Consider the following 10,948-nt stretch of genomic DNA (forward strand, 5'->3'; position numbering starts at 1 on the left):
GGTGCGGGCGTTAGCGTGGGCCACGAGGACCTCCGGGTGGATGTGGACCTTCGACAAGTCACACCCCACCTGGGGGTCCTCCCGTGTTCAAGCCGACGCGCTGTCACCAACGTCCTGGCTGGGTACACCTAGCGGGGAGATCAGTTGACGACGCGCCATAATTGTGGTCGATTATATGCAGCGCTTGCAACCAATCGACTGGAGTTCCGCTGTGACCGTTCTCATGAAGCCGCTGACGCTGGGCGCGCTCGAGCTGCCCAACCGCGTCATCATGGCGCCGCTGACCCGTCGGCGGGCCGGCGAGGGACGGGTGCCGACCGAGCTGATGGCGCGGTACTACGCCCAACGTGCAGGCGCCGGCTTGATCATCAGCGAGGCGACGTCGGTCAGCCCCCAGGGCGTCGGCTACCTGGGCACTCCGGGAATCTGGTCGGCCGAGCAGACCGAGGGCTGGAGGCAGGTGACCGACGCCGTCCACCGGCGCGGCGGACGCATGATCCTGCAGCTGTGGCACGTGGGACGCATCTCCGACCCCGAGCTGCTGGGCGGTGAGCTGCCGGTGGCGCCCAGCGCGGTCACGGCTGCCGGCCGGGTGCGCGGGCTACGACCCAAGCGTCCCTACACCCGGCCGCGGGCGCTGCAGACCGCGGAGATCGCCGGCATCGTGGAGGACTTCCGGCGCGGCGCGCTCAACGCGAAGGTGGCCGGCTTCGACGGAGTGGAGCTTCACGCGGCCAACGGGTACCTGATCGACCAGTTCTTGCAGGACAGCACCAACCACCGCACCGACCGCTACGGCGGCAGCATCGAGAACCGGGCCCGCTTCCTGCTGGAGATCACCGATGCGGTCACCGGTGTGTGGGGCCCGGACCGGGTAGGGGTGCACCTGCGCCCGCGCGGAGAAGAGCACGACATGGGCGACAGCAACCCGCGCGAGCTGTTCGGCTACGTGGCCCAGCAGCTGGGGGCCCGGGGGATAGCGTTCGTGTTCGTTCGGGAGATCGAGGGCAAGGACAGTCAGCTGGCGCGCATCCGTGAGTGCTTTGGCGGTCCGGTCATCGCGAATGAGGAGATGGACCACGCCGACGGTGCCCGGTTGATCGAGTCCGGGGTGGCCGATGCGGTGGCCTTTGGCCGCGACTACATCGCCACCCCCGACCTAGCTGAGCGCATCGCCGCCGGCCAGGCCTGGAACGTGCAGGACCCGAGCACCTTCTACCCCCAGCACGGCGTTGACCCGGCGGTCGGCTACGTCGACTACCCCTTCCTGGATCCTGCGGCGGCTGCGTCGCAGTCCCCGACGTGATCCTGAGCTCGGGCGTGCTGAGGCGGACGGTATCGTCTTCCCATGGCCTTCTCCGATGACGACAAGGAGGTGCGGGCGCAGGGATGGCGCACACTGGCGCTGTTCCACGACCTGATCGCCGCCGAACTCGAGGGGGCGCTGCAAAGGTCAGCGGAGTTGTCGGTGGTGGAGTACACGCTGCTGGACGTGCTGAGCCGGCAGGTAGGTGAGCACCATCTGCGGATGCAGCAGGTTGCCCGTGCCACCGCTTTGTCGCGCAGTGCGACGACCCGCCTAGTCACGCGCCTTGAGGAGCGTGGATTGCTGGCCCGCTTCCTGTGTGTCGATGACCGGCGAGGTATCTACACCGAGCTCACTGCCGCAGGCCACGCACTGCTGGAGCAGGCGCGCCCCAGTCATGACGAGGCGTTAGAGCGCGCCCTGCAGCAGGCCGAGAAGGTTCCCGAGCTCGGTCCTCTGGTTCGAAGCTTCGAAGCAGGTCATCAGCTAGTGCGGGAGTGATCACCGTTGACTGGGGCCGTCTTGCTGGCCACAGAAGAACACGAAAGCGGCGAACGGCGCTGCTCGAGCGTCTCTAGGAGTCATTAGAGCCGGGACGGCCAGGATTCATCGAGTGCGCCAGCGTCTGTTCATCTCCCTGGCCCCGACCAGTAAGCGTGCCAAACCGAATCACTGGTGGGCGCCAGCCAGCCGACGGCTGCGGCGGCCGGCAGGAAGTCAGGGACTGGCCGCCGAAGGCATGCGCTCGCCAGGCTCAATGTGCACCACACCACACCGCGACAGGTACTGAACGCCGCCGCCGACCCACTGGGCCTGACCCGTTCCACTGCGTCAGAAAAGTGATGTTCAAAGGCTGCGGCACTGCCCTGCCCAACCCTCGGTCCTGATCGGGGGATCCAATTCGTATGAGGAAGTCACACATGCGCGGCTCGCCCATCCACGGCATCGACCACATCGGCATCACGGTTCCCGACATCGAAGAGGCCACCCGCTTCTTCCAGAGCGCCTTCGACGCCGAACTGTTGTACGAGTCCAAGGCACTGTCCGAGGAGCCAGAGGAGGGGGCAGAGACCGAACAAACCCTGCACCTTCTACCCGGAACCAAGATCAGAGCCGTGCGTATGATGCGGCTGCGCTACGGCCCTGGCGTTGAGTTGTTCCAGATGGAGGCAGCTGAGCACGGGGCCCCTGCCCGGCCCTCCGACTACGGCCTGCAGCACTTCGGGATCTATGTCGACGACCTTGAGGCCGCCATCTCCCAAGTCGAAGCCGCCGGCGGGACCATGTTCACCCGCCCACAGGCCCTCATGTTCGATCCGGAAGCGGGGCCGGGGAACGACTTCTGCTACGGAAAAACCCCGTGGGGTTCGGTCATCGAACTTCTCACCTACCCCTCGCCCATGCCCTATGAAAAGAACACGCCGCTACGCCGTTGGCGCCCATGACTGACGGGCAGGTGACTCCCGTTGAGGTGGAGCCGCAGAGTGAACTGCCACAGAGATGACTGCCAGGCAAGACGACTACCAGGCGAGCGAAGGTAGGCACCGCTCGACCCGAGCGTCCATCGACGACTCGTTGGATCCCCGCCTGCTGACGGCGGTGTCCCACCTCATCGAGGTAGGACACCGCCCTCAGCAGGTTCAGCGGTGTTCAGTGCAAGCGCTCTTCTTCGCGTTCGTCTGCGATCGGCAGGAGCTGGTTCGCTTGTGCTGACGTTGGCTGCGGGTAACGCGCCGGCCATTCGCAGGGCCGATCGTTGGTGCTGTTGTCCGGTAGGACCTGCTTGATGGTGCGCTGGGGTAGAGCAAGCGGGCGCAGGCGCGGTGCCAGACGCTGCGGTGTGGGACTCGGCCCAGCGGCCAGTGGGGGGCCTCGGCCCAGCGGCCAGTGATGATGTAGAGCGCCGAAGCGTCAGCGGCGCTGTAGACCGGCGTCTTGATCCGTCGAGAGGACGGAGAAGCCACTGCAGTGGCGGGGTGCAGTGGCAGCTTGCAAGGCCGCGGTCCGCGCCAACCGATAGCGCATGGGCGCAGGACACGTGTTCGTTCACATGCTTGAACACGGCCTTGGCTACGCAGGGCCTGGGCCGCGGCTGGTTGAGGTGGCGAGCCTCGGGCCGCGCAAGGCCACCGGTGGCTGATGGGTCCGTTATCGTCCGGTTGGACAGGTTACGAGGGAAGTGTCCGTGAATGGGCTGCCTGCGGCAGGTGCCGGAGGACACCAAGGGGGAGGAGGAGCATGGCGGCGACCATGGCCGATGTTGCCCGGCTGGCAGGAGTGTCGAAGAAGACGGTGTCCAACTTTTTCAACGGTTACCCCTATATGACGCCGGCGACCCGAGAACGGATCGAGTCGGCCATTGCCTCCTTGAACTACAAGATCAACATTTCCGCCCGCAACCTCAGCTCCGGACGTACCGGCACGATCGCCTTGGCGGTGCCGGAGATCGCCCACCCCTACTTTGCTGAGCTGGCCGACGCGGTCGTCGTCGCCGCTCGCGAGCACGGCTTGAACGTCGTCGTGGAGGTCACACGGGGTGACCGCGATCAGGAGTTGGCGCTGTTGCGCGGCGACGCCGGCCGCTACGTCGACGGCTTGCTGATCCACGTCCTGTCCCTGGAGGCGACCGAGCTGGAGTCGGCGACCCTGGACGTTCCGGTCGTGCTCATCGGCGACCGCGTCGCCGGCGGCCGCTTCGACTTCGTCACCGTGGCCAACGCCGAGGGCGCGTACGAGATGACCCGGCTGCTGCTGGCCCGTGGCCGGCGGCGCATCGTGGCGCTGGGCATGGAGCGCTCCGATGTGCCCACTGCGGCGGCGCTGCGCTATCAGGGGTACCTGCGGGCCCATGAGGAAGTCGGCGTCCCGGTCGACCAGGACCTGCTCGTCGGGCCCGTACCGTGGAACCGGGTCTCGGGTGCTCAGGTCATCGACAGACTGCTGGAGCGGGGAGCGGTCTTCGATGCGGTCTTCGGGCTGAACGACGCGCTGGCCCTCGGGGCGCTGGGCGCCTTGCAGCGCCACGGCGTGCAGGTGCCCGACGACGTCGCTGTCGCCGGCTTCGACGACGTGCAGGAAGCGGCGTTGGCCCATCCGCCGCTGACCACGGTGAACTCAGGTCGCGACTGGATCGCCCGCACAGCGGTGCGCCGGCTGGCTGAACGCCTCGCCGACGATTCGCTGCCCCCGCAAGTGCTCACTGCACGGCATGACCTGATTGACCGCTGCTCCGTCTGACTCTGCTCCGTCTGACTCTGCTTCGTCTGGCTCTGCTCCGTGTGACCGAGGCGTGGTGACCGAGGGCGCCAATCCGCAGCTCGCAGTGGGTCGCGCCTCGTCGGACCAGGTTACGAAATGCCCCTTGACCCCCTAGTGCACCGGTGTACTGTGACGCCTAGTTGTAGTGCACCGGTGTACTACCGGATGTGCCCGCTCGATGGAGAGACTCATGGCCCAGACCACTCATGCCCTCAGCACGCAGCCTGTCGCTGCGCCCACACTGGCCGCGCCCGCGGCTCCCGCTGGCTCCTCGGTTCGTCGCCCGCTCCCGCTGGACCGGGTCCAGCTGGCCGGCGGCTTCCTCGGCGACTGGCAGCGCCTGAACGCTGAGGCCACCATCCCGCACTGCATCGAACGCCTGGAGACCAGCGGGGTGCTGGACAATCTGCGCCGGCTGGTGGGGGAGAGCGATGCTCCGTTCCGCGGCCCGCTGTTCGCCGATTCCGACCTGTACAAGACGTTGGAGGCTATCGGCTGGGAGGCCGTGCGCGGGGACGCCACGGCGTTTCTGCCGTTCGTTGAGGATGCGATCCGGCTGCTGGCCGCGGTGCAGGCCGAGGACGGCTACCTGGACAGCTACTACCAGGGCCCGCACGCCGGGGAGCGGTTCACCCACCTGATCGAAAGCCACGAGATGTACAAGCTCGGGCACCTGATCCAGGCCGCCATCGCCTGGGCGCACGCCGGTCGTACCGACCTGCTCGACCTCACCTTGCGCTACGTCGAGCTCGTGCACGACACCTTCGGTGAGGGCGGACGGGACGACCTGGACGGCCACCCCGAGATCGAGACCGCCCTGGTGGAGTTGTCCCGCCTGACCGGCGACCCCCGGCACCGGCAGCTGGCGCGCCGCATGATCGACCTGCGCGGGCACCGCACCATTGGCGCGGGGCAGTTCGGAAACCCGTCGTACTACCTCGACCACCAACCACTGCGCGAGGTCCGTGAAGCCACCGGCCACGCCGTGCGCCAGCTGTACCTGCTGGCCGGCGCCACCGATGTCGAGCTGGACGAGCCCGGCACCGGTTATCGGCAGGCCCTGGACGCGCTGTGGGCCAGCGTGCACGAACAGAAGATGTACATCACCGGCGGGCTGGGTTCCCGGCATCGTGGGGAGTCCTTCGGCGACCCTTACGAGCTGCCGAATGACCGGGCCTACTCCGAGACCTGCGCGGCCATCGCGAATCTGCACTGGAACTGGCGGATGCTACTGCTGACCGGAGACGCCGGTCACGCCAATGAGATCGAGCGCGGGCTGTACAACGCCATCGCGGTGTCCACCGCCGCCGACGGCAAGGCCTACTTCTACTCCAACCCTCTGCACCTGCGCAGTGGGCATCACCACGAGGAAGACGCACCCTCCAGCCGGCTGGACTGGTACTTCTGCGCCTGCTGCCCGCCCAACCTGGCCCGCCTGCTGTCCTCCATCGGCGGCTACCTGCTCACCGAGTCCGACCAGGCCGTGCAGTTCCACCTGTACGCCGCCGGCTCCTACGACCTGGGCGATGGCATCAGCGCCACGGTGGCGACGGACTACCCCTGGACGCCCCGCGTCCAGATTACTTTCGACGCACCGACCGTCCGTCGCACGCAGTTGCGCATTCCGGCCTGGGCCTCCGGCGCCACCCTCACCGTCGATGACGACGCCGCGGCAGCGGTCGCGCCGGGCACGGCCGAGGTGCCATCCGGAGTCCGCAGCATCGAGCTGCACCTTCCAGTCGAGCCGGTCTTCGAGCGGGCGCACCCCTGGGTGGACGCCTCACGCGGGACACTGGCCCTGCGCCGCGGGCCGATCTACTACTGCCTGGAGGAGGCCGACCTGCCCGCCGGCGTCCGCCTCGAAGACGTCGTCCTGCCGCCCGAGCCTGTCGCGGTGCGCGGGTCGGCCAGTGCCGACCTCGACGTTCCCGTCCTGGAGATCCCCGACGCTCGACTGCGACCGGGCAGCTCCCTGTACAGCACCCAGCCGGCAACGACGAGCGAGTTCGGGCCCGTGCGAGCCATTCCCTACTACCGGTGGGCCAACCGCGCTCCCGGCGCCATGCGCGTGTGGATGCCCACCACCTGACTCTCCTCCCTGCGGCCAAGCATGGCCGCGCCCGCCCTCGAAAGGACCGCAATGAAGCGCCGACTCAGTTCCTTCATCGCCGCCACCGCCGTCGTGGCCGGCCTCACCCTGGCCGGCTGCTCCAGCTCGGACTCGGGGCCTGGCAGTGAGAGCGGCACCATCAGCGTCTGGACCCGCGACTCCCAGGCCACCTTCATGACCGCCCTGGCCGACGACTTCAACGCCAGCCACGACGACGTGCAGGTCAAGCTCACCATCGTCCCGGCCGCCGACTTCGTCCAGAAGTTCGGCACCGCCGCCGCCGGCGGCAACGCTCCCGACGTCGCCTCCATGGATTTGGTCTACGCGCCGTACTTCGCCTCCGTCGGGGCGCTGGCCGACATCAGCGACCAGGCCGACGCCCTGCCGTACAAGGACCAGATGAGTCCTGGCCACCTGGCCCAGGGGCAGTACGAGGACAAGACGTACGCCCTGCCCTTCACCGGCGACGTCTCGGTGATGTACTACAACAAGGACCTGTTCCGCGCCGCCGGGCTGGACCCGGACAAGCCTCCGACCACCATGGCTGAAGTCGAGTCCGCGGCGCAGGCGATCACCGCACTGGGCAACGGCACCTACGGTTTCGCCTTCTCCGGGGCCTGCGGCGGCTGCAACGTCTTCTCCATGGCCCCCTACGTGTGGGCCAGCGGCGGCAACGTCCTGTCCGAGGACGGCACGAAGGCCCAGCTGGACACCCCTGAAGTGACCGACACCATGACCATGTACCGCAACTTGTGGCAGGGCGGGGCCATGCCCCAGCTGGTGCAGTCCGACAGCGGCTCCAACGCCGGCGATGCGTTCAAACAGGGCAAAGTCGGCATCTTCAACTGGGGCAACTTCTACATCGACTCCCTGACCGAGCCCACCGAAGGCGCCAAGTTCGACTGGGGTGTCGCGCTCATCCCCGGCGCCCAGGCCGGGCAGAACGCCTCCTTCTCCGGCGGCGACGACATCGCCATCACCGCCGGCGCCAAGAACCCCGAGGGCGCATGGGAGTTCCTGGAATACGTGACCGGCGAGGAGGGCCAGAAGATCATCGCCGACAACGGTGTCATCCCCACCCGCCTGGACCTGCTGGACAGCCTGTACATCCCCAAGGACCCCCGCTACCAGGTCTTCGCCGACGCCTTGGCCGTCGGCAAGGTCCCCTACAGCGTCGTGGAGAACGAAATCTTCAACGACTCCAACGGCATCTGGTCGACGATGATCCAGGAAGCGGTCTTCGGCACCGGGACGGTCGCCGACGCCCAGACCAAGGCGCAGGAGGACGCGCAAGCGCTGCTGGACGAATCCAACAGCTGACCACCTAACCCACCTCCGTGACCGGCCAGCACCTGGGTGCCGGTCGGTCGCGCCGACCAGGGGTGGGCCCACCTGGGCCCGCCCCCTCCTGGAGGAGGACCTCATGACTGCCCTGCAGTCGACGACCCTGCCTGTCCGCGCCGGCCGCAGCCGGCTGGCGCGTCAGCGCGGCGTCATCGGGTTCGTGCTCAGCCTGCCGGCCCTGGCGCTGCTCGGCCTGTTCTTCGTCTGGCCGTTCCTGCGCACCATCTGGATGTCGCTGCACGACTGGCCGCTACTGGGAACGGCCCGCTTCAACGGCCTGGACAACTACGCCAAGGCCTTCGGGGACGACCAGTTCCTGCACGCGGTGGGTTTCACCATCTTCTACACCGTCATCATCACACCCATCCTGCTCGCCTTGGCCTTCGCGCTGGCCTTCCTGGTGCGCCGGGGAACACGCGCGCACCGGTTCTTCCAGACGATCTACTTCCTGCCCGTGGTCATCGGCATCGCCTCGGGCAGCTACATCTGGATGTTCATGTGGCAGTCCGACATCGGCCCCACCACCCAGCTGCTGGGCGCCATCGGACTGGTCGACCCGCAGGCGAACTATTTCGCCAACTTCGCCTCCGCCTTCGCCATCGTGCTGGGCATGGTCACCTGGAAGGTCGTCGGCCTACAGATGCTGCTGGTCCTGGCCGGCATCCAGGGCATCCCCGAGGAAGTAAACGAAGCCGCCCGCATCGACGGCGCCAGCGGCTGGCAGAGCTTCTGGCACATCACCATCCCGCTGCTGCGCCCGACGCTGGCGCTGGTCATGGTCTTCTCCGTCGGCGGGTCCCTGCTGGCCTTCGACCAGTTCTACATCATGACCACCGGCGGGCCCGCCGGTTCCACCTTGACCGCCGTCTACGAGATCTACCGCAACGGTTTCGTCAAGTTCGACGTCGGATACGCCTCGGCCCTGTCGATGCTGCTGGTCGTCGTCCTGGGCCTGGTCTCGGCCGGGCAGATGCTTCTCCTGAGGAACTCGGACAACGCATGACACTCACCTCATCGCCCACTGGTGCGCACGCCGCCACGAGCGGTGCCATCCGCCCGGCCCGGACCCCGGTGCTGCCGCGGGCTGCGTGGTGGATCGTCTCGGTCTGCCTGGCCGTGCTGTTCCTGTACCCGATCTGGGTCATGGTCTCGCACGTCAGCCTCGACGACGTGCAGCGGCTGGCCGACTCCAGTCGCGGCCTGAGCCTGGCTCAAAGCCTGGGTAACTCCGCCTTCGTCGCCATTGCGGCCACCCTCATCGGCCTGGTGGCCACCACTTTGGCCGGCTACGCCTTCGCCAAGCTGCCGTTCCCCGGCAGCCGGGTCGCGTTCTTCATCATCCTGGTCACCTTCATGGTGCCGTTCCAGGCAGTCATCACACCGCTGTACATCGTGCTACGTGACATCGGTCTGCAGAACAACCTCTTCGGCGTCGCGCTCGTGCTGGCCACCTTCAACCTGCCGCTGGGCACCTTCCTCATGCGCAACTCCTTCGCGGCGATCCCCTCCTCACTGGAGGAAGCCGCGCAGATCGACGGCGCCGGACCACTGACCGCGATGTTTCGAGTCATGCTGCCGGTCGCGGTGCCCGGACTGGTCTCCACCACCTTGCTGTCGTTCTTCGCCGCGTGGAACGACTTCTTCGCCGCCCTCATCCTCATCACCGACCAGACCAAGTACACCCTGCCCGTCAGCATCGGCATCTTGTCCACCGACAACCAGTTCGGCGTCGACTTCGGCCTCCAGCAGACCGGCGTGCTGGTCACCGTCATCCCGTGCGTGATCATCTACCTGGTTCTGCAGCGCTATTACGTCGCCGGCCTGCTCGGGGGAGCGCTTAAGTGACCCCGGTCCACGCTTGCGGACAGCCGGCGATGAACAGGACGAGGGATCAGGCGACAGACCGCGCGATGAGCACTCAGCGGCTATACGAGAACTGGACGTTGCGGCCGGCAGCGGGGGGCGTCCTATGCTCTTCGTCAAGCGGCGATGGCCAGTCCGGCCGCGATAGCGGCCGGGCCTGGCCGGTAGCCGGTCTTGTCGCGGAGCATGGCGAACAGGACGTCGGCGCGGCGGCGGGCCAGGCAGATCAGCGCGGCGTTGCGGCGGCGCCCGTGAGCGCGCCGGAGAAGTGCTACGGCGGGGAGCTGACCGCCGACGCGACGACCGTTCGGGCGCCACGCATTACGACGGTCCCCTGGACCGTGGGCCGGGCTTACCGCGAGGTCGAACTGTCACTGCTGGCCGACCACGTCGCCACCGGACTCCAGCACCTGCTGGGCGACGACGTGACGGTGCTGGCCGACCTACCTGACCGGGTCGAGATCACGCTCGGGCGCAACGGATCCCGCCACGTCGTGCACCTGGTGAACCTCACGGGTGCGGGCCGGCGGAACTTCGGTCCGCCCTCGGCGGTGCGGGGTTCGCTGCGCCTGCCCGGCCTTGCACCGGGAACCCGCGTCGAAGCCCTGGTGTCCGGAACGGGAGTCACCGCGGACGCGAGTGGTACGGCGGAACTGGCCGTCGACCTCGACTTGTTCGAGGTCGTACTCTGGTGAGCCCGCACGTGCTGTGCGCCAGCGACAAGTTCCGCGGCACCGCGACCGTCCCGCAGATCGGGGCGGCCGTGGCTGGGGTCGCCGCAGAGTGCGGGTGGACGTCGCGCACCTTCCCGGTCAGCGACGGCGGTGAGGGCTTTCTCGAGGCAATGGGGGGCCGGCCGGTGCACGGTCGGGTCACCGGCCCGCTGGGAGCTCCCGTCGACGCGTCGTGGCGCCTGCTGCAGGACGGGCGGACAGCTGTGGTGGAGGTGGCGCAGGCCGCCGGACTGCTGCTCGCCGGAGGCGCGGCCGGGAACGACCCTGTCGCCGCGACGACCCGCGGGGTGGGGGAGCAGATCCTCGATGCGGTGCGGCACGGGGCCCGCACGG

At 67.8% G+C, this 10,948-nt stretch carries 10 protein-coding genes and 1 pseudogene; 10 read left to right on the plus strand and 1 reads right to left on the minus strand.

Annotated features, from left to right (window positions below; all coding sequences use genetic code 11):
- Nucleotides 1-211 precede the first annotated feature (211 nt).
- From ACRYR2_RS24520 to ACRYR2_RS24555, 8 genes are all read left to right on the plus strand, one after another.
- Nucleotides 212-1,306 (plus strand): alkene reductase, encoded by a 1,095-nt coding sequence (locus ACRYR2_RS24520; protein WP_432565614.1) that lies wholly within the window; start codon nucleotides 212-214, stop codon nucleotides 1,304-1,306.
- 42 nt (nucleotides 1,307-1,348) lie between these two features.
- Nucleotides 1,349-1,807 (plus strand): MarR family winged helix-turn-helix transcriptional regulator, encoded by a 459-nt coding sequence (locus tag ACRYR2_RS24525; RefSeq protein ID WP_432565616.1) that lies wholly within the window; start codon nucleotides 1,349-1,351, stop codon nucleotides 1,805-1,807.
- A gap of 419 nt (nucleotides 1,808-2,226) precedes the next feature.
- A complete protein-coding gene (locus tag ACRYR2_RS24530) occupies nucleotides 2,227-2,751 on the plus strand; it encodes a VOC family protein (protein WP_432565618.1) in 525 nt (174 codons plus the stop codon).
- 793 nt (nucleotides 2,752-3,544) lie between these two features.
- Nucleotides 3,545-4,543 (plus strand): LacI family DNA-binding transcriptional regulator, encoded by a 999-nt coding sequence (locus ACRYR2_RS24535; protein ID WP_432565620.1) that lies wholly within the window; start codon nucleotides 3,545-3,547, stop codon nucleotides 4,541-4,543.
- Nucleotides 4,544-4,754: 211 nt separating this feature from the next.
- On the plus strand, nucleotides 4,755-6,653 hold the full coding sequence (locus ACRYR2_RS24540) for a glycoside hydrolase family 127 protein (protein ID WP_432565621.1): 1,899 nt from the start codon (nucleotides 4,755-4,757) through the stop codon (nucleotides 6,651-6,653).
- A 51-nt stretch (nucleotides 6,654-6,704) separates the two neighbouring features.
- Nucleotides 6,705-7,994 (plus strand): ABC transporter substrate-binding protein, encoded by a 1,290-nt coding sequence (locus ACRYR2_RS24545; RefSeq protein ID WP_432565622.1) that lies wholly within the window; start codon nucleotides 6,705-6,707, stop codon nucleotides 7,992-7,994.
- 103 nt (nucleotides 7,995-8,097) lie between these two features.
- Nucleotides 8,098-9,021, plus strand: coding sequence for a carbohydrate ABC transporter permease (locus ACRYR2_RS24550; protein WP_432565623.1), 924 nt, complete (start codon nucleotides 8,098-8,100; stop codon nucleotides 9,019-9,021).
- The gene (locus tag ACRYR2_RS24555; RefSeq protein ID WP_432565624.1) at nucleotides 9,018-9,863 is read left to right on the plus strand and encodes a carbohydrate ABC transporter permease; all 846 of its coding nucleotides are present in this window, start codon (nucleotides 9,018-9,020) and stop codon (nucleotides 9,861-9,863) included. Before ACRYR2_RS24550 ends, ACRYR2_RS24555 begins: the two co-directional genes overlap by 4 nt.
- Before the next feature lie 134 nt (nucleotides 9,864-9,997).
- Here the strand turns inward: ACRYR2_RS24555 and ACRYR2_RS24560 are convergent.
- A pseudogene (locus ACRYR2_RS24560) lies at nucleotides 9,998-10,132 on the minus strand (IS110 family transposase); the annotation flags it as partial.
- On the opposite strand from ACRYR2_RS24560, the gene ACRYR2_RS24565 reads away from it, so the two are divergent.
- Together ACRYR2_RS24565 and ACRYR2_RS24570 are read left to right on the plus strand one after the other, a co-directional pair.
- The gene (locus ACRYR2_RS24565) at nucleotides 10,133-10,576 is read left to right on the plus strand and encodes a hypothetical protein (protein ID WP_432565625.1); all 444 of its coding nucleotides are present in this window, start codon (nucleotides 10,133-10,135) and stop codon (nucleotides 10,574-10,576) included.
- Nucleotides 10,573-10,948, plus strand: a 376-nt coding sequence (locus tag ACRYR2_RS24570) for a glycerate kinase (protein WP_432565626.1), incomplete at its 3' end; no start/stop codon positions are given. The genes ACRYR2_RS24565 and ACRYR2_RS24570, both read left to right, overlap by 4 nt.

The sequence above is a fragment of the Kineococcus deserti genome, from assembly GCF_050871945.1.
Classification (GTDB): Bacteria; Actinomycetota; Actinomycetes; order Actinomycetales; family Kineococcaceae; genus Kineococcus.